The organism is Blautia intestinalis (genome assembly GCF_014297355.1).
GTDB lineage: Bacteria > Bacillota > Clostridia > Lachnospirales > Lachnospiraceae > Blautia_A > Blautia_A intestinalis.
In genome coordinates, this window is sequence record NZ_JACOQE010000016.1 from 23,315 (window position 1) to 42,593 (window position 19,279).

At 44.3% G+C, this 19,279-nt stretch carries 14 protein-coding genes; 13 read left to right on the forward strand and 1 reads right to left on the reverse strand.

Translation table 11 applies throughout. The features are described 5' to 3' along the window. Positions 1-135 precede the first annotated feature (135 nt). The 10 genes from H8Z79_RS15715 to H8Z79_RS15760 all read left to right on the forward strand — a co-directional run bounded on the left by H8Z79_RS15715 (position 136) and on the right by H8Z79_RS15760 (position 13,996). Positions 136-288 carry a hypothetical protein gene (locus H8Z79_RS15715; protein WP_015540845.1) on the forward strand — a complete coding sequence of 51 codons (153 nt, stop codon included), beginning with the start codon at positions 136-138 and terminating at the stop codon, positions 286-288. Then, positions 285-1,133, forward strand: a complete 849-nt coding sequence (gene thyA, locus H8Z79_RS15720) for a thymidylate synthase (RefSeq protein WP_015540846.1) — start codon at positions 285-287, stop codon at positions 1,131-1,133. Before H8Z79_RS15715 ends, thyA begins: the two co-directional genes overlap by 4 nt. Before the next feature lie 46 nt (positions 1,134-1,179). Beyond that, positions 1,180-1,671: a dihydrofolate reductase gene (locus H8Z79_RS15725; RefSeq protein ID WP_015540847.1), complete on the forward strand. Its 492-nt coding sequence runs from the start codon at positions 1,180-1,182 to the stop codon at positions 1,669-1,671. Positions 1,672-1,764: 93 nt separating this feature from the next. Then, on the forward strand, positions 1,765-2,790 hold the full coding sequence (locus tag H8Z79_RS15730) for a branched-chain amino acid aminotransferase (RefSeq protein WP_015540848.1): 1,026 nt from the start codon (positions 1,765-1,767) through the stop codon (positions 2,788-2,790). Between the two features lie 138 nt (positions 2,791-2,928). Then, entirely contained in the window at positions 2,929-4,131 is a 1,203-nt protein-coding gene (locus H8Z79_RS15735; protein WP_015540849.1) for a 5-bromo-4-chloroindolyl phosphate hydrolysis family protein, read from the forward strand. A 65-nt stretch (positions 4,132-4,196) separates the two neighbouring features. Continuing rightward, positions 4,197-5,369 (forward strand): toxic anion resistance protein, encoded by a 1,173-nt coding sequence (locus H8Z79_RS15740; protein WP_015540850.1) that lies wholly within the window; start codon positions 4,197-4,199, stop codon positions 5,367-5,369. A gap of 66 nt (positions 5,370-5,435) precedes the next feature. Continuing rightward, positions 5,436-6,491: a flavodoxin-dependent (E)-4-hydroxy-3-methylbut-2-enyl-diphosphate synthase gene (ispG, locus tag H8Z79_RS15745; protein ID WP_118041257.1), complete on the forward strand. Its 1,056-nt coding sequence runs from the start codon at positions 5,436-5,438 to the stop codon at positions 6,489-6,491. A gap of 15 nt (positions 6,492-6,506) precedes the next feature. After that, a complete protein-coding gene (locus H8Z79_RS15750) occupies positions 6,507-10,982 on the forward strand; it encodes a PolC-type DNA polymerase III (RefSeq protein WP_118041259.1) in 4,476 nt (1,491 codons plus the stop codon). 84 nt (positions 10,983-11,066) lie between these two features. Continuing rightward, positions 11,067-13,022, forward strand: a complete 1,956-nt coding sequence (locus H8Z79_RS15755; RefSeq protein WP_015540852.1) for a fructose-bisphosphatase class III — start codon at positions 11,067-11,069, stop codon at positions 13,020-13,022. Positions 13,023-13,069: 47 nt separating this feature from the next. Further along, positions 13,070-13,996: a YARHG domain-containing protein gene (locus H8Z79_RS15760; RefSeq protein ID WP_015540853.1), complete on the forward strand. Its 927-nt coding sequence runs from the start codon at positions 13,070-13,072 to the stop codon at positions 13,994-13,996. An 89-nt stretch (positions 13,997-14,085) separates the two neighbouring features. On the opposite strand, the gene H8Z79_RS15765 is transcribed toward H8Z79_RS15760, so the two are convergent. After that, the gene (locus H8Z79_RS15765) at positions 14,086-14,301 is read right to left on the reverse strand and encodes a helix-turn-helix domain-containing protein (protein ID WP_015540854.1); all 216 of its coding nucleotides are present in this window, start codon (positions 14,299-14,301) and stop codon (positions 14,086-14,088) included. Positions 14,302-14,556: 255 nt separating this feature from the next. Between H8Z79_RS15765 and H8Z79_RS15770 the strand changes: the two genes are divergently transcribed. The 3 genes from H8Z79_RS15770 to topA all read left to right on the forward strand — a co-directional run bounded on the left by H8Z79_RS15770 (position 14,557) and on the right by topA (position 19,149). Beyond that, positions 14,557-16,077 (forward strand): YifB family Mg chelatase-like AAA ATPase, encoded by a 1,521-nt coding sequence (locus tag H8Z79_RS15770; protein WP_118041261.1) that lies wholly within the window; start codon positions 14,557-14,559, stop codon positions 16,075-16,077. Between the two features lie 66 nt (positions 16,078-16,143). Continuing rightward, on the forward strand, positions 16,144-17,031 hold the full coding sequence (dprA, locus tag H8Z79_RS15775) for a DNA-processing protein DprA (RefSeq protein ID WP_118041289.1): 888 nt from the start codon (positions 16,144-16,146) through the stop codon (positions 17,029-17,031). A gap of 48 nt (positions 17,032-17,079) precedes the next feature. Further along, positions 17,080-19,149, forward strand: coding sequence for a type I DNA topoisomerase (gene topA / locus H8Z79_RS15780; protein WP_015540857.1), 2,070 nt, complete (start codon positions 17,080-17,082; stop codon positions 19,147-19,149). Positions 19,150-19,279: the final 130 nt, after the last annotated feature.

Genomic DNA, 19,279 nt, shown 5'->3' on the forward strand with positions numbered 1-19,279 from the left:
AAAAGTAAAGATAGGAAAAAATGACAAAATGTTGAAAAATACAATGGTTTTTAAATGAATATGGAGGTTCACAGAAAAAACGATAGGTGGTAAAATGAAAGAAAACAGTGTCAAAAAAGAATGTCAGGAAAAAAGATGAATATCTATGATGCGCTGGATTTTTCAGAAGGTGCATCTTATGCTGTGATGTGTTATAATTTATACGGAAATGGTACAGAGCCGGGAACGAAAGCGGATCTGGAGAATATAAATCTATATGATGGGGAAATGAAGGGAGAAGTAGAATGAGTTTAGCAGATGTTACTTTTATTAATATGTGTAAAGATGTAATAGAAAACGGGACAAGTACAGAAGGCGAGAAAGTACGTCCAGTATGGGAGGACGGCACACCGGCATATACGATCAAACGATTTGGCGTGGTGAACCGCTATGATCTGCGCGAAGAATTTCCGGCGCTGACTCTGCGCAAGACAGCTCTGAAAAGTGCAATGGACGAAATTTTATGGATCTGGCAGAAAAAATCTAATAATATCCATGATCTGCACAGCCATATCTGGGACAGCTGGGCAGACGAAAATGGTTCGATCGGCAAGGCATATGGCTACCAGTTACAGGTAAAACATCAGTACAAAGAAGGTATGATGGATCAGGTAGACCGTGTATTATACGATCTGAAAAATAACCCGTACAGCCGTCGCATTATGACCAATATTTATGTGCATCAGGATCTTCATGAGATGAATCTGTATCCATGTGCATATTCCATGACTTTTAATGTGACGAAAGAACCGGGAAAAGATAAACTTACATTGAATGCGGTGCTGAATCAGCGTTCACAGGATATTCTGGCAGCAAACAACTGGAATGTATGCCAGTATTCCATCCTTCTGATGATGATCGCGCAGGTATGCGGCATGGAAGCAGGTGAGCTTGTACATGTAATTGCAGACTGTCATATTTATGACCGCCATGTACCGGTGATCAAAGAATTGATCAGCCGTACACCGTATCCGGCACCGACCGTGAGACTGAATCCGGAAATCAAAAATTTTTATGATTTTACAACAGATGATCTGATCGTAGAAAATTATCAGACCTGGCCACAGATCAAAAATATTCCGATCGCGGTCTGAAACATGCAGATCGGGGAGAAACTTACTTTGAGAAAGGAACATTAAAATGAATATTATCGTAGCAGCAGATAAAAACTGGGCAATCGGCAAAGACAACAAACTTCTGGTAAGCATTCCGGCAGATATGAAGATGTTTCGCCAGGAAACTACCGGTAAAGTGGTTGTTATGGGACGTAAGACACTGGAAAGTTTTCCGAATGGTCTTCCGTTGAAAAACAGAACCAATATCGTGCTTACCGGAAACAAAAATTACAAAGTGAAAGATGCGATCATCGTTCATACAATTGAGGAACTTCTTGAGGAAATTAAGAAATATCCGTCTGAGGAAGTGTACTGTATCGGCGGGGACAGCGTATACAAGCAGCTTCTTCCGTACTGCGATACCGCCCATGTGACAAAGATTGACTTCGGATATGAGGCAGACAGTTATTTCCCGAATCTTGATGGGATGCCGGAATGGAAGATCACTGCCGAGAGTGACGAACAGACCTACTTTGATCTGGAATATTCCTTCGTAAAATATGAAAGAGTAAAATAAATCTTTTTCTCTGTGATTTTCACATTGAAGTCACCACAATAAAGTGCTAAAATGGGTAGCAAAGATATCCATACGAATGGAGGAAGATATATTATGGAAAAAAAGAACATTGACTGGGGCAGCATCGGATTCGGCTATATTCCGACAGATTATCGTTATGTTGCCAACTTCAAAGATGGTAAATGGGACGAAGGAACTCTGACCACAGATCCGAACGTTACACTGAATGAGTGTGCATGTGTATTCCAGTATGCACAGACTGTATTTGAAGGTATGAAAGCCTACACAACAGAAGACGGACATATCGTAACATTCCGTCCGGACCTCAACGCAGAGCGCCTTGCAAATTCTGCAAAAAGACTGGAAATGCCGGCATTCCCGGAAGATCGTTTCGTTGATGCTGTCGTACAGACAATCAAAGCAAATGAAGCTTATGTACCGCCATACGGCTCAGGGGCAACACTTTATGTACGTCCGTACATGTTCGGAAGCAACCCTGTTATCGGCGTAAAACCGGCTGATGAATATCAGTTCCGTATCCTTACCACACCGGTTGGACCGTATTTCAAGGGCGGTGCAAAACCGATCACGATCCGTGTTACAGATTTTGACCGTGCCGCACCGCATGGAACAGGACACATCAAAGCCGGTCTGAACTATGCAATGAGCCTTCATGCAATCATGGATGCACATCGTCAGGGTTATGACGAAAATATGTATCTTGATTCTGCTACAAGAACAAAAGTTGAAGAGACAGGTGGAGCAAACTTCATCTTTGTTACAAAGGACAACACCGTTGTAACACCGAAGTCCAACAGTATTCTTCCATCTATTACACGCCGTTCGCTGATCTATGTTGCAGAACATTATCTCGGACTGAAAGTCGAAGAACGTGAAGTATATCTGGACGAAGTAAAAGATTTCGCAGAATGTGGACTTTGCGGTACTGCAGCAGTTATCTCTCCGGTCGGAAAGATCGTAGACCACGGCAAAGAAATCTGTTTCCCAAGCGGAATGGAAGAAATGGGACCGACAACAAAGAAACTTTACGAGACACTTACCGGAATCCAGATGGGACGCATCGAAGCTCCGGAAGGATGGATCAAAGTTATCGAATAAGTTATTATGTATGCAATTAGTTGCTGTGAACGGAGTGAACAGTAACTTCAATTCAAGACAAGGTGCAGGACGCTTTCCTGTACCTTGTTTTTTTGTCCGTATTTTTGTATAATAAGAAATAGTTTACAGGAGGATGGCATGGACAAAAAATCTTATGACAATGGACCGGATTTCAGCTTTGTAGAGCAGAAGGTCCGTGAAGTTCAGACAACAATAGAAAATGCGGTCAAAACAAGCAATTATCAGGAATTGAACCAGTCGATCACAAGGATGGTAAACAGTACCCTGAAGCAATATCAGAAAGAACACCCGGAGAAAGCCGGATATCATAAATCGTATACCGGAGCACAGGCACAGAAAGTACGGGGAACTGTCGAAAATACAGAAATGCATCCGGAGCTTTATGGTAATACCGGTGGAGAAAAAGTAAAGGATATCTTACTGATCGTATTTGGAGGAATTCTTTCCGGAAGCATGGCGATAGGGCTTTTGACGGTGCAGATCCTGCAGGCAGTCATGGGACACGGAGGTGTCGGTTCCACAGTTGTGACGCTGATCGGTACGCTTGCAGGAGTCGGGATGATCGGCAGTGGATGCACAGGTCTTGGAAGACTGAAACGTTTCCATAAATACAAAAAAGCACTGGGATACAAAACATATTGTAGTTTTGAAGATCTGGCGAGAACAGCGGGCAGAAGCATAAAATCGGTCAAAAAAGATATTCACTATATGATCGCGAAGAACTGGTTCCCGGAAGGCAGAACAGATATGAAAGAGACCTGCCTTATCACAAGCAATGAGACCTACAGACAGTATGAAGAAACGCAGAAGGCTCTGGAACAGCGCAGTGCCGAGGAAGCGCAGAAGAGAATGCGGGAGAGTGAAAAACAGAGCCGGATCAATCCTCAGGTGCAGGAAGTCCTTGATAAGGGTGAAGCATATATTAAGAAAATCCATGCAAGTAATGATGCGATTCCGGGAGAGGAGATTTCGGCCAAAATTGCCAAAATGGAACAGATCGTAGAGCAGATTTTCCAGAGAGCAGAGGAGCACCCGGAGATCATTCCGGATCTCAAAAAGATGATGGATTATTACCTGCCGATGACAGTGAAACTTCTGGATGCTTATGAAGATATGGACAGACAGCCGATTCAGGGCGAGACGATCCGAGCCTCAAAGAAAGAAATTGAGGATACTCTGGATACATTGAACGAAGCATTTGCAAAACTTCTGGATTCTGTATTTCAGGATACGGCCTGGGATGTTTCAAGTGATATTTCCGTCCTGCATACCATGCTTGCACAGGAGGGGCTGACAGAAAATGATTTTGAGAAAAAGTAATTTAAGCAATTCAAAATAAAAGCAGCAAGGATATACGACACACAGAAAATGAGAGGGAAAACGTTATGGGTGATGAAATGAAGCAGGCAGAAACAGGAATGCCGTCGCTGACACTGGAGCCGGAACTTGTCATGGAACAGGAAAAAGAACCGGAAGTACAGGTACAGCTGATGGAGGTTACGCAGGAAATGAATCCGGTACAGCAGAAGATGGCACAGACTGTTCTTACACCGGAAGAACAGCAGATGGTTGAAGATTTTGCAGGAAAGATCGATCTGGAAAATCTGACACAGGTTATGCAGTATGGAGCCGGAACACAGAAGAAGATGGCTGATTTTTCTGATGAAGCACTGAAAAATGTACGTTCACAGGATCTCGGCGAGGTAGGAGATCTTTTGACCGGAGTAGTCGGAGAATTAAAGGGTTTTGACGCGGAAGAAGAAAAGGGTCTGTTCGGCTTCTTTAAGAAACAGGCCAACAAGATTGAAACTCTGAAAAACAGATATGACAAAGCAGAGGCAAATGTCGAGAAGATTTCTGAGACACTGGAGCAGCATCAGGTGCGTCTCCTTAAGGATTCTGCGATGATGGATAAGATGTATGAACAGAACCTTTTGTATTTCAAGGAACTGTCCATGTACATTCAGGCAGGCAAGTTAAGCCTTTCCAGAATGAGGGACGGAAAGCTTAAAGAACTGGAAGAGAAAGCAAAGATAACCGGCCTTCCGGAAGATGCACAGGCAGCAAAAGATCTGGACAGCAAATGTGCCAGATTCGAAAAGAAACTTCATGATCTGGAACTTACCAGAATGATTTCGCTTCAGACAGCACCGCAGATCCGTCTGGTGCAGAACAACGATACAATGATGGCAGAAAAAATCCAGACAACGTTGGTCAACACTATCCCGCTCTGGAAAAGCCAGATGGTGCTTGCGCTTGGTATTGCACATTCCACAGAGGCTGCCGGGGCACAGAGTCAGGTATCTGATCTTACGAATGAACTGCTTCGCAAAAATGCAGAGAAACTTCATATGGCATCCGTGGAGACTGCAAAAGAATCCGAGCGTGGTATTGTTGATATGGAAACTTTACAGAAGACAAATGCAGACCTGATCCAGACACTGGATGATGTGATGAAAATCCAGAGAGAAGGCAGAGAGAAACGGCAGGCTGCCGAGGCAGAAATGCTTAAGATGGAGAATGACCTGAAAGTAAAACTGCTGGAGATCCAGCACTGATATATGGATAAGAGGGGGCTGTTTGGTATAGACAGCTCCGCTTTTTCGCTAAAAGGAGAGAAGATTATGTATCGTGATCATACAAAAGTTGTGCAGATAGGAGATAAAAAGATCGGCGGAGGAAATCCGATTCTGATTCAGTCTATGACAAACACAAAAACAGAAGATGTAGAGGCAACTGTGCGTCAGATTCTGGAACTTGAAGCTGCCGGATGTGATATCATCCGCTGCGCCGTACCGACGATGGAAGCAGCACAGGCTTTAAAAGAAATCAAAAAACAGATTCATATTCCACTGGTTGCAGATATTCATTTTGATTATCGTCTTGCAATTGCAGCAATGGAAAACGGTGCCGATAAGATACGTATCAACCCGGGAAATATCGGAAGTACAGACCGTATTCAGGCGGTTGTGAATGTGGCAAAAGAACGCAACATTCCGATCCGTGTTGGTGTAAACAGCGGTTCTCTCGAGAAAGAACTTGTAGAAAAATATCATGGTGTGACTGCAGAAGGTCTTGTGGAAAGTGCACTGGACAAAGTTCGTATTATCGAAGAAATGGGTTATGATAATCTGGTGATCAGTATCAAATCTTCTGATGTTATGATGTGCGCCAAAGCGCATGAGCTGATTGCCGAAAAGACAGATCATCCGCTTCATGTGGGAATTACAGAGGCAGGAACTCTTTATTCCGGAAATATCAAATCAGCAGTAGGCCTGGGGATTATTCTGTCACAGGGAATCGGCGATACGATCCGTGTTTCTCTGACAGGTGCACCGCTGGAAGAAATCAAATCCGCGAAACGAATCCTTAAGACACTTGGACTGCGTAAGGGAGGCATTGAAGTCGTTTCCTGTCCGACCTGTGGACGTACACGTATTGATCTGATCGGACTGGCAAATCAGGTTGAGGCGATGGTACAGGATATTCAGCTGGACATCAAGGTTGCTGTCATGGGCTGTGTAGTAAACGGTCCGGGAGAGGCAAAAGAAGCAGATATCGGAATCGCAGGCGGAGTCGGTGTGGGACTTCTTATCAAAAAAGGAAAAATCGTAAAGAAGGTACCGGAAGAGCAGCTTCTGGACACACTTCGCGAGGAACTGCTCCACTGGGAAGCATAAAGAGAGGCATAAAACGTGGAAAAAGAATTTTTCGATGTATTTCCCAACCTAAAAGTAAAAGACCAGCTGCAGGAATGGCTTGAGATGGTTACTGTTTCGAGAGTAGCCTGCAATCCGGCAAAAACCAGACTGTGGGTATATATCCACAGTGAGCGCTGGATCCATAAGAAATATATCATGGCACTGGAAAACCAGATTGAACGACAGTTTTTTGCAGGGCTGGAAATGCAGGTGACAGTGATCGAACGGTTCCATTTGTCAAAACAGTATTCTCCGGCGAATTTTCTGGATGTTTACCGTTCCAGCATGGAAATAGAACTGAAGAACTATAATATGCTTGAGTACAATCTGTTCAAACGTTCGCAGATCAGTTTTCCGTCTGATGAACAGATGGATCTGACACTTCCCGATTCTGTGATTTCCAGAGAAAAAAGTGAGATTCTCGTGGAGTATCTGCAGAAAGTTTTCTGCGAGCGCTGTGGAATGAATCTTAAGATCAATTTGCAGTTTGTGGAGGCGGAGGAAAGTAAGTACCGCAAGAATGCAGCACTGCAGATCCGCCAGGAGGTTGCAAATGTCTTGAAACATGCAAAACTTACCCCGGAAGAGACACAGGAAGAAAAGACGGAAGAAGCCGCAGCGGACAAAAAGGACAGCAAAAAAGCAGAGGCAAAAAGTAAAACGGATCAGAAACAGAAAACTTTCGAAAAGAAAGGTGCACGAGGAGATTTTCATGGCGGTTTCCGCAGGGACAGCAATCCGGATGTGGTGTATGGAAGAGATTTTGAAGGCGATACGATCGATCTGGAATCCATCACAGGTGAGATGGGAGAAGTTATTATCCGTGGTCAGGTTATGGATGTGGAAGCAAGAGAAATCCGTAACGAAAAAACAATTCTTATTTTTCCTGTGACGGACTTTACAGATTCCATCGTGATCAAGATGTTTCTGCGTAACGAACAGGTACCGGAGATAACGGAATCTGTGAAGAAGGGTGCCTTTCTGAAATTTAAAGGTGTCACGACAATCGACCGTTTTGACAGTGAGCTTACAGTAGGTTCCATTTCCGGGATCAAAAAGATTGCAGATTTTCGCAGTACAAGAATGGATACCAGTCCGCAGAAGCGTGTGGAACTGCACTGCCATACAAAGATGAGTGATATGGATGGTGTTACCACGGCAAAAGACCTGGTAAAACGTGCTTATGAGTGGGGCCATAAGGCAATTGCGATCACAGACCATGGTGTCGTACAGGCCTTCCCTGAGGCGAATCACTGTTTTGATGCATGGGGCGGGTGTGTACCGAAGGAATCCGATTTCAAAGTTCTTTACGGAATGGAAGCTTATCTGGTTGATGACCTGAAAGGTATCGTGACCAACAGCAAAGGACAGTCAATAGACGGGAAATTCGTTGTATTTGATATTGAGACAACCGGATTCTCACCGCTGACATGCCAGATCATTGAAATCGGTGCGGTCCGTGTGGAAAACGGAGTGATCACAGACCGTTTTTCAACATTTGTAAATCCGAAAGTACCGATTCCGTACAGAATAGAGCAGCTGACAAGCATCAATGATTCTATGGTTATGGATGCACCGGATATTCGGACAATACTTCCGAAGTTTCTGGAATTCTGTGAAGGTGCGGTTATGGTAGCACACAATGCGGACTTTGATATGAGCTTTATTATCGAAAACTGCAAAAGACAGGGACTGCCTCAGGAGTATACATATGTCGATACAGTTGGTATGGCGCGTTTCCTTCTGCCGGCGCTGAACCGTTTTAAACTGGATACGGTTGCCAAAGCAGTCGGAGTATCACTGGATCATCATCACAGAGCGGTTGACGATGCGGCATGTACTGCGGAGATTTTTGTACGTTTCGTGGAAATGCTGAAAGAACGTGATATTTATGATGTGGATGCGTTGAACCGGCAGGGAAACGTATCAGTCAACACGATCAAGAAACTGCCGACTTATCATGCAATCATTCTGGCAAGAAATGAGACAGGGCGAATTAATTTGTATAAGCTTGTGAGCCAGTCGCATCTGAAATATTACCGTCGTCGTCCGCGTGTACCGAAGAGTCTGTTTCTGGAACACAGGGACGGGCTTCTGATCGGAAGTGCCTGTGAAGCAGGGGAACTGTATCAGGCAATTCTTCGAAATGCACCGGAACCTGAGATTGCAAGACTTGTAAATTTCTACGATTATCTGGAAATCCAGCCGCTCGGAAACAATGCATTTATGCTGGCAGATGAAAAGAATGACCGTATTCAGTCCAATGAAGACCTGATCGAGATCAATAAAAAAATCGTCAAACTGGGTGATCAGTTTAAAAAACCGGTTGTCGCAACCTGCGATGTGCATTTTATGGATCCGGAGGATGAAATTTACCGCCGCATTATTATGGCCGGAAATGGTTTTTCTGATGCAGATAATCAGGCTCCGCTGTATCTGCGCACGACGGAAGAAATGCTGGAAGAATTTTCGTATCTCGGAAGTGAAAAGGCAGAAGAAGTTGTCATCACAAATACAAACAAAATTGCCGATATGATCGAGAAGATATCGCCGATTCATCCGGACAAGTATCCTCCGGTCATTGAGAACTCCGATCAGGATCTGAAGGATATCTGTTTTAATAAAGCACATGAGATGTATGGAGAAGTACTTCCTCAGATCGTAGAAGACCGATTGAATAAAGAACTTCATTCCATTATTTCAAATGGTTACGCAGTTATGTACATTATTGCGCAGAAACTGGTTTGGAAATCCAACGAAGACGGATATCTGGTAGGCTCACGAGGATCTGTAGGTTCTTCACTTGCAGCAACTATGTCCGGTATTACAGAAGTAAATCCGCTGCCGCCACATTATCTCTGTCCGAATTGCAAATACAGTGATTTTGATTCACCGGACGTAAAAAAATTCGGTGGTATGGCGGGATGCGATATGCCGGATCGTGTCTGCCCGAAATGTGGAACAAAGATGAATAAAGAGGGATTCGACATTCCTTTTGAAACGTTCCTTGGATTTAAGGGTGATAAAGAGCCTGATATTGACCTGAATTTCTCCGGTGAATATCAGGCAAATGCCCATCGTTATACGGAGGTTATTTTCGGCAAGGGTCAGACATTCAAGGCAGGAACCATCGGCACACTTGCAGAAAAAACAGCATTCGGTTATGTGAAAAATTATTATGAAGAACGCGGGCAGCATAAACGTTATTGTGAGATCAACCGTATCGTACAGGGATGCACGGGTATCCGAAGAACGACAGGACAGCACCCAGGCGGTATCATTGTTCTTCCGGTAGGGGAGGAAATTGAGAAATTTACTCCTGTACAGCATCCGGCAAATGACGAAAACAGTGATATCATCACGACACATTTTGACTATCATTCCATTGACGGAAACCTTCTGAAGCTTGATATTCTCGGACACGATGATCCGACAATGATTCGTATGCTGGAGGATCTTACAGGCTTAAGTGCCAGGGATGTTCCTCTGGACAGCAAAGAAGTTATGTCTTTGTTTGCAGGTACGGAGGCATTGGGAATCAAACCGGAAGATATTGGCGGCTGTAAGCTAGGCTGCCTCGGAGTGCCTGAGTTTGGTACGGATTTTGCGATGCAGATGCTTATTGATACAAAGCCGAAGTATTTTTCTGACCTTGTACGTATTGCAGGTCTGTCTCATGGTACGGATGTATGGCTTGGCAACGCACAGACTCTGATCGAAGAGGGAAAAGCAACAATTTCTACCGCAATCTGTACACGAGATGATATCATGATCTACCTCATCAGTATGGGGGTAGAGAGCAGTCTCGCGTTCACCATCATGGAGGCTGTACGTAAAGGTAAGGGGCTTCGTGATGAGTGGGAAGCAACTATGAGAGAACATAATGTGCCGGAATGGTATATCTGGTCGTGCAAAAAGATCAAGTACATGTTCCCGAAAGCACATGCTGCGGCATACGTTATGATGGCGTGGCGAATTGCCTGGTTCAAAGTATTTAAACCACTGGCATATTATGCTGCATTTTTCAGCATCCGTGCAACGGCATTTTCCTATGAAACTATGTGTATGGGACGTGAGCGTCTGGATTTTTATCTGGCAGAATTGCGTAAGAAAGGTGATGCAGCATCAAAGAAAGAACAGGATACCATCAAAGATATGCGAATCGTGCAGGAAATGTATGCGCGTGGTCTGGAGTTTATGCCGATCGACCTTTATCGTGCGAAGGCAAACCGTTTCCAGATCATAGATGGGAAACTGATGCCGGCACTGAACTGTATTGAAGGTATGGGAGATAAGGCTGCCGAGGCCGTGGTAGATGCGGCGAAGCTGGGAAAATTCCTGTCAAAAGATGATTTTCGAGACAGGACAAAAGTCAGCAAAACAGTCATTGATCTTATGGATGACCTGGGATTGTTCGGAGATATTCCGCAATCCAATCAGTTCTCATTGTTTGATGGGGTGATTGCTTAATCCTGCATACATAAAGGCGGTTCCGTAAGTTGTGATTACTGAATGAGGAGCAGGATGTGTTAACATAGCAAAAAGGAGAAGAATATGAAAAAAGCGGAATTGAGATATTTGCAGAGACTTGCAGAACTGTATCCGACGATCGGAAAGGCTTCTACGGAGATCATTAATCTTCAGTCGATTTTGAACCTTCCGAAAGGCACGGAGCATTTTATGTCGGATCTGCATGGTGAATATGAAGCATTTTCCCATGTGCTCCGAAATGGCTCCGGAGCAGTTCGAAAGAAAATAGATGATGTATTTGGCCATACGCTGAGCAACAGTGACAAGAAAGCTCTGGCAACTTTGATCTACTACCCGAAAGAAAAAATGCAGCTTGTCAAAAAGACGGAAGAGGATATGGAAAACTGGTACAAGATCACACTGTATCGGTTGATCGAAGTCTGCAAGACAACGGCATCAAAATACACACGATCCAAGGTACGTAAAGCACTTCCTGCGGATTATGCTTATGTGATAGAGGAACTGATTACGGAAAAGGCAGAGGTTCTGGATAAAGAAGCGTATTATGATTCGATTGTAAATACGATCATTCAGATTGGACGTGCAGAGAATTTTATCATTGCGCTTGCAGAACTGATCCAACGGCTTGTTGTGGATCATTTGCATATTCTTGGTGATATTTTTGACCGTGGACCGGGTCCGCATTTTATTATGGATCGTCTGATGAATTACCATTCCCTTGATATTCAGTGGGGAAATCATGATGTTGTATGGATGGGAGCTGCTGTCGGACAGCGTGCATGTATTGCAACGGTACTGCGTAACAGTATTCGATATGGCAATCTTGATATTCTTGAAGACGGTTATGGAATCAATATGCTTCCGCTCGCTACTTTTGCCATGGAAGTTTACAAAGATGATCCGTGTAATGCATTTGAGATGAAGGGAACTTCCAATTATAATGCACTGGAAAAAGAACTGGGTCAGAAGATGCATAAGGCAATTTCTATCATTCAGTTCAAGCTGGAAGGACAGCTTATCCACAGACACAGAGAATTTCATATGGAAGACCGCTGTCTGCTTCACAGGATCGATCCGGTAAAGGGAACAGTTACACTTTCGGACGGAAAAGAATATCCGATGCTGGATACAGAATTCCCGACGATTGACTGGAAACATCCATATGAGCTGACAGCAGGAGAGCGTGATGTGATAGAACGTATGGAAACAGCTTTCCGCAACTGCGAAAAACTTCAGAAACATATGCGCCTGCTTCTGGATAAAGGCGGCCTGTACAAGATATATAATGGAAATCTGCTTTTCCATGGATGTATTCCGTTGAACGAGGATGGAAGCCTGAAAGAAATCCAGATTTACGGAAAGAAATACAAAGGGCGTGAACTGTATGACATACTTGAGACTTATGTAAGAAGAGCATTTTTTGCAGTGGACAGTATGGAACAGCGAAAAGGGATGGATATTCTCTGGTTTATCTGGGCAAGTCCGTCGTCACCATTATTTGGCAAGGATAAGATGACCACATTTGAGAGATATTTTATAGCAGATAAAGAAACACACAAAGAGACGAAAGGTGCATACTATCATCTGCTTGAAGATGAAAAAGTAGTGGATACGCTGCTTCAGGAATTCGACCTTTCTCCGGAGCACGGACATATTATCAATGGTCACGTACCGGTACATCAGGGAGAGGGAGAAAGCCCGGTAAAATGCAATGGCAAGGTGATCGTTATTGACGGCGGCTTCTGCAAGGCATATCAGAAGGTGACCGGAATTGCAGGTTATACTCTGATTTACAACTCCTACGGGCTGATCTTAAGTGCACATGAACCGTTTACATCCAAGGAAGATGCCGTTTCAAAAGAAAGCGACATCGTATCAAACAGAGTGTCCGTACATTATACGTCAAAGAGACGCCTGGTGGGTGACACTGATACCGGAAAGGCACTGCGGGAGCGTATTGAAGAACTTATGCAGCTTTTGGATGCATATCGTAAGGGCTACATAAAAGAAAAGAAATAAACAGAAATAAGAAAGAACAACAGGTGACTGGAACAGAGGTGGTACCAATGAGAAGAAAAAACAGGCTGAAAATACTGCTTATCATCCTGATATCAATCTTTATTATGTTTGCAGCAGCAGCTCTTCTTCTGGCGAGTTTTCAGAAAAGTGCAAGAGAAGCGCAGCAAAAAAAAGAAGCAATTGAAAATGCGGCGAAACTGACTCCGACCCCGGAGCCTACGGCGATACCGTCTCCAAGTCCGACACCGCGGCCGACAGCAACACCTACCCCGGTCCCGGAGCAGAGAGTTACATTTAATCCGGATGATTTCTGGGATTACTGGTACAGTACAGACGGACTTGTAACGATCAATGTTTACAACATCAGTCAGAATGCGGTGTCTTTTAGTTTTTATCAGACGGATGCAGGACAGACGCAGGCAGTGTCTGCAGATATAACAGCAGAAGTTGCCGGAAATGCGGCGGCATTTTCATTTGGTGATTCAGCGGGAAATTCAGCTTCCGGTAATCTGACATTTGATAACGGACAGCTTTATCTGCGGGTGAGTACTGCAGAACCGGTATCTTCCGTGTATCCGAATGTAAGCTGTATCATGAGCAGAAATCAGGTTGTACTCAACCCACCGGAACCGACTGCAACACCGACACCGTCAGAAGAGCAGACGCAGGTTACCGCGGAGAGCGGGGAATATTTCTTTCCGGAGAGCAGCAACCGCTATCTTACAGATGAAGAAATTTCCAAATATACCTCGGATCAGCTGGAACTTGCGAAAAATGAGATTTATGCGCGTCATGGAAGACAGTTTGTGACGGATTATATTGCGGATTATTTCAACAGCAAATCCTGGTATCAGGGAACCATAGATCCGGAAACTTTTGATGCAGAGCAGGGGTCTGTTTTTAATGAGTATGAAATCGCAAACATCAATAAAATCCAACAGTGGGAAGATCAAAAGGCAAGTGAAGGAAACTGAGCAGTTTTGAGCTTATAAATGAAAGAAAAAGAGGAAACTATCCGATCGGGGATGGCTTCCTCTTTTTTTCGCTGATGAAACAGAAATGATTATTTTACAGGTGCTTTGTTGTCAGTACGACCTACAAGATAATCAATCGTTGTGTCATAATAGTCAGCAAGGCGGATGAGCATTTCAATCGGAATGCCACGTGAGCCTGTTTCATAATGAGAATAGGAACGCTGACTGATATGCAGAATTTCACCAAGCTGTCGCTGAGAAAGGTCAGAATCTACACGAAGATCCTGAATACGTTGAAACTTCATAAGCGCACCTCCTGTTTTTTGCAATTATAAAACAGACCGAAATGTGCTATTGCGTTTGGGAGCAAAATGGACTATAATGAAATGAAATACAGAGAGCTTATATACAAATTCTATCTATCTTTTTACGCCAGCTCTTATTTGAGGATGGCTGAAATCTTTAAATTCCCATAAGTAATATAACAAAATACAGATTTATATGAGTCTTATTGAGAAGAAAATGCAGATCGGGAGCATTTACAGACAGAAAGGAGATTTATGTTTGCAAGTGTTTTTTCAGCAGCTATTTCAGGAATGGAAGTTCATCTCATAAAGGTTGAAGCAGATGTAAGTGACGGACTTCCTTCTTTTACTATGGTCGGTCTGCCGTCGACTCAGGTAAAAGAAGCACAGGATCGAGTGCGTACTGCCCTTAAGAATAACGGAATTGCGCTCCCGCCCAAGAGAATTACCGTAAATCTGGCACCGGCGGATATCAGGAAGGAGGGCGCAGGTTTTGATCTTCCACTGGCAGCGGCTGTGCTTGCGGCCGCCGGAGTGCTTGCAGCAGAACAGCTGGGAAATGTAATGATGGCCGGAGAGATAGGTCTGAATGGGGAAATCCATGCGGTTTCAGGAATCCTGCCGATGATCATTCGGGCGCGTGAAGAAAAATGCCGTTTCTGTGTGGTTCCGTATGACAATCTGAAAGAGGCACATCTGATTCCGGATATGAAGGTTATCGGTGTATCTAATCTGCAGGAGATGATACGATATGTCAGTGTGCCGGATTCTTATAAGAAACCAGTAGAAAAAGGAAAAAAAATTTCACAGGAAAATCCCGCGGATTTTTGTGAGATTCATGGTCAGGAAAGTCTGAAAAGAGCTGTGGAGATTGCTGTCAGTGGATTTCATAATCTTCTGATGATCGGTCCGCCGGGAGCCGGTAAGACGATGATCGCCAGACGGATTCCCGGAATCATGCCGGAACTTACGGTAGAAGAAGGATTGGAACTGACGAAGATCTACAGTATTGCCGGATTGCTGCCGGCAGAAGACCCGCTGATTCGTATACGACCCTTTCGAAGTCCGCATCATACCTGTTCTGCGCAGGCCCTGGCAGGAGGCGGCAGGAATCCTCGGCCGGGAGAAATCACGCTGGCACACCGAGGGGTATTGTTTCTGGATGAGATGCCGGAGTTCTCCAGAAGAAGTCTGGAAATCCTGCGTCAGCCACTGGAAGATAAGGTGATCCACATTTCACGTGTTTATGGAACGTATGATTTTCCGGCACATTTTATGTTGTGTGCAGCAATGAATCCATGTCCATGCGGATATTATCCGGATATGAACCGCTGCAGATGTACACCGGCACAGGTAGGGCAATATCTGGGAAAACTCAGTCAGCCGCTTCTGGACAGACTGGATCTCTGTGCAGATGTCTCACCGGTAGATTTCGACGGGATGAGCAATGGGAAGATTGGAGAAAATACGAAACAGGTCCGTATGCGTGTAGAAGCAGCACAGCAGATCCAGAGAGAACGTTTTAAAGACGAAAAGATTCAGTTTAATGGAGAAATGAGCGGGAAGCAGGTCGAAAACTTCTGTCATCTGGATGATTCAGCAGGCAGGCTTCTTAAGATGGCATTTCAGCATATGCCGTTCAGTGCGAGAGCATATCACAGGATTTTAAAGGTGGCGCGGACGATTGCAGATATGGATGCTTCGGAGACAATCAACAAAGAACATTTAGGAGAGGCTTTATCGTATCGTTCCTTTGATAAAAAATACTGGAACTGAAAAATGATTGAAATCATTCAGAATAAAAATCAGGTAAAAGAGATAATGTATAGAGGAGATATATATATGGAAGAAACTCAAAAAATACCGATCAGGGAGGTAGGGGCAAAGGATAAAGAATATCCGGAAAAATTGTGTCAGTATACGGGAATGCCGGAGAAGTTATATGTCAGAGGTACCTTTCCGGATCCGAAAAAACCGACAGCAGCGATTGTCGGTGCGCGGGCAGCTACTCCTTATGGGCGCATACAGGCATTTCGTTATGCGAAATACTTAAGTGAAGCGGGAGTACAGGTCATAAGTGGAATGGCATACGGAATTGATACGGAGGCACATAGAGGAGCACTGGAGGGAAGAGGTGGAACATGGGCAGTCCTTGGAAACGGACCGGATATTTGTTATCCGGCAGGCAACAGAGGGCTTTATCAGCGTATTCTGCGTACAGGCGGAGGAATCATCAGTGAACAGACACCGGGAACGAAGGCCCGAAATTACTTCTTTCCGGCCCGGAATCGAATTATAAGTGGCCTGGCAGATCTTGTATTGATCGTAGAAGCGCGTGAAAAGAGTGGATCCCTGATCACGGCGCAGTGGGCACTTGATCAGGGAAAGGCAGTTTTTGCTGTGCCGGGACCGGTCAATGAGGAGAGAAGTATGGGATGTCATAAACTGATCTACGATGGTGCAGGAATTGCATACACGCCGGAAATCCTGCTCCGTGAGATGGGGATAGAGTATGAAAATCCCGTTAAAATAAAGACAAAAAATGACTTAGGGCTTGCAACCGATTTGAAATTGGTGTATAGTTGTCTCGATTTACGACCAAAATCTATGGATTTTTTGATTCAGAAAACAGGACTTCCGCCGGAAAAAATCGGCAGTCTTTTGCTGGAACTGACACTGTCAGGACTGGCACTTGAAGTCGGCAGGCACTACTATGTAAAGACTGCATAACAATGAGTGACCGTGATTTCCCGGAAGCTTTTGAATAGGAGAGATAGCATGGCGAAATATCTGGTGATAGTAGAGTCACCTGCGAAAGTAAAAACTATAAAGAAATTTCTGGGAAGTAATTATGATGTACAGGCATCCAACGGACATGTGCGTGATTTCCCGAAAAGCCAGTTCGGTATTGATGTGGAGAATGATTTTGAACCAAAATATATTACAATCAGGGGAAAAGGCGAACTTCTGGCCAATCTCAGAAAGGCAGCCAAAAAAGCAGATAAAATTTATCTCGCAACTGACCCCGACCGTGAAGGAGAGGCAATTTCCTGGCATCTGATGCAGGCATTGAAAGAAGATCCGGCCAAAATGCGCCGAATTTCTTTCAACGAGATTACCAAGACCGCAGTGAAGGCTTCAATCAAGCAGCCGCGTGATCTGGATCTGAATCTTGTAGATGCACAGCAGGCAAGAAGAATGCTTGACCGAATGGTAGGTTATACGATCAGCCCGCTTCTGTGGGTTAAGGTCAAAAGAGGATTAAGTGCAGGCCGTGTACAGTCAGTTGCGCTGCGCATTATCTGTGACAGAGAAGAGGAAATCAATTCCTTTATTCCGGAAGAATACTGGAGTCTTGACGGCGAGTTTAAGATAAAGGGAGAGAAGAAACCTCTGCAGGCTAAATTCTACGGTACGGATAAGAAACTTCCAATCCACAACAAAGCGGAGATGGATAAGATCCTGAAAGCACTGGAAAACGCACAGTATGAGATTACAGAAGTCAAAAAGGGTGAACGTACCAAGAATGCGCCGCTTCCGTTTACGACCAGTACTCTGCAGCAGGAAGCTGCCAAGACGTTAAATTTTTCCACTCAGAAAACAATGCGTCTGGCACAGCAGTTATATGAAGGTATAGACATTAAGGGCAGCGGTACCGTTGGTTTGATCAGTTATCTGCGTACTGATTCCACACGAATCTCACAGGAGGCAGATCAGGCAGCAAGGGAGTATATCGAAGCGCAGTATGGAGATAACTATGTTTCTACTACAGGAAAGACAGTCAAAAAGGAACAGAAGATCCAGGATGCGCATGAGGCAATCCGTCCGACCGATATTACCAGACTTCCGGCAATGATCAAAGAATCTCTGTCCAGAGATCAGTTCCGTCTGTATCAGCTTATCTGGAAACGTTTTACTGCCAGCCGTATGTCTGCGGCAAAATATGAGACAACATCTGTAAAGATCGGAGCAGGAGAATATACATTTACGGTTGCTGCTTCAAAGATTGTGTTTGATGGTTTTATGTCTGTATATGTACAGGAAGAGGACAATCAGAAAGGCAATGTATTAAGTCAGAGCCTCGAAAAGGGCATGAAACTGGAATTGACAGAATTAAAGCCGGAACAGCATTTCACACAGCCGCCGGCACATTATACAGAGGCATCTCTGGTAAAAGCACTGGAAGAGCAGGGAATCGGACGTCCGAGTACGTATGCGCCGACGATCACAACGATCATCAGCCGCCGTTATGTGTCCAAAGAACAGAAAAATCTCTACGTGACAGAACTCGGAGAAGTTGTCAACAACATTATGAAACAGGCTTTCCCAAGCATTGTAGATGTTCGTTTTACTGCGATGATGGAAGGGCTGCTTGATTGCGTGGAAGAAGGTACGGTGCAGTGGAAGACAGTTGTCCGTAATTTCTATCCGGATCTGAAGCGGGATGTAGACGCGGCAGAGAAGGAACTGGAAAAGGTTGAGATCCAGGATGAAGTCAGTGATGAAGTGTGTGATGTCTGCGGTCGCAACATGGTCATCAAATATGGACCTCACGGAAGATTCCTTGCGTGCCCGGGATTTCCGGAGTGCAGAAACACCAAGCCATATTATGAAAAGATTGGTGTGGCATGTCCGAAGTGCGGTAAGGATGTCGTGTTGAAAAAGACTCAGAAGGGACGTAAATATTACGGTTGTATCGACAATCCGGAATGTGATTTCATGTCATGGCAGAAGCCATCGGCAAAGAAATGTCCGAAGTGTGGAAGCTATATGGTCGAAAAAGGAAATAAGATTGTCTGCAGTGAGACAACTTGCGGTTATGTGGAGCAAAAGTCTAAAGAAGACTAAATATATAAATTTTCTGAAAATGCGGACAAAATCGAAAAAAATATAAAAATATCTTGTGTTTTCACTACGAAACGTGTAAAATTAGAACATAAAGACAGAAACATCGAGAAAACATGAGAAGGAGGCCGTA

Coding starts and splice junctions, on each gene's coding strand:
- H8Z79_RS15760 (WP_015540853.1), top strand. CDS start 13,070: ATGAGAAGAAAAAACAGGCTGAAAATACTGCTTATCATCCTGATATCA.
- H8Z79_RS15765 (WP_015540854.1), bottom strand. CDS start 14,301: ATGAAGTTTCAACGTATTCAGGATCTTCGTGTAGATTCTGACCTTTCT.
- H8Z79_RS15715 (WP_015540845.1), top strand. CDS start 136: ATGAATATCTATGATGCGCTGGATTTTTCAGAAGGTGCATCTTATGCT.
- H8Z79_RS15730 (WP_015540848.1), top strand. CDS start 1,765: ATGGAAAAAAAGAACATTGACTGGGGCAGCATCGGATTCGGCTATATT.
- H8Z79_RS15740 (WP_015540850.1), top strand. CDS start 4,197: ATGGGTGATGAAATGAAGCAGGCAGAAACAGGAATGCCGTCGCTGACA.
- H8Z79_RS15770 (WP_118041261.1), top strand. CDS start 14,557: ATGTTTGCAAGTGTTTTTTCAGCAGCTATTTCAGGAATGGAAGTTCAT.
- dprA (WP_118041289.1), top strand. CDS start 16,144: ATGGAAGAAACTCAAAAAATACCGATCAGGGAGGTAGGGGCAAAGGAT.
- ispG (WP_118041257.1), top strand. CDS start 5,436: ATGTATCGTGATCATACAAAAGTTGTGCAGATAGGAGATAAAAAGATC.
- topA (WP_015540857.1), top strand. CDS start 17,080: ATGGCGAAATATCTGGTGATAGTAGAGTCACCTGCGAAAGTAAAAACT.
- H8Z79_RS15735 (WP_015540849.1), top strand. CDS start 2,929: ATGGACAAAAAATCTTATGACAATGGACCGGATTTCAGCTTTGTAGAG.
- thyA (WP_015540846.1), top strand. CDS start 285: ATGAGTTTAGCAGATGTTACTTTTATTAATATGTGTAAAGATGTAATA.
- H8Z79_RS15755 (WP_015540852.1), top strand. CDS start 11,067: ATGAAAAAAGCGGAATTGAGATATTTGCAGAGACTTGCAGAACTGTAT.
- H8Z79_RS15725 (WP_015540847.1), top strand. CDS start 1,180: ATGAATATTATCGTAGCAGCAGATAAAAACTGGGCAATCGGCAAAGAC.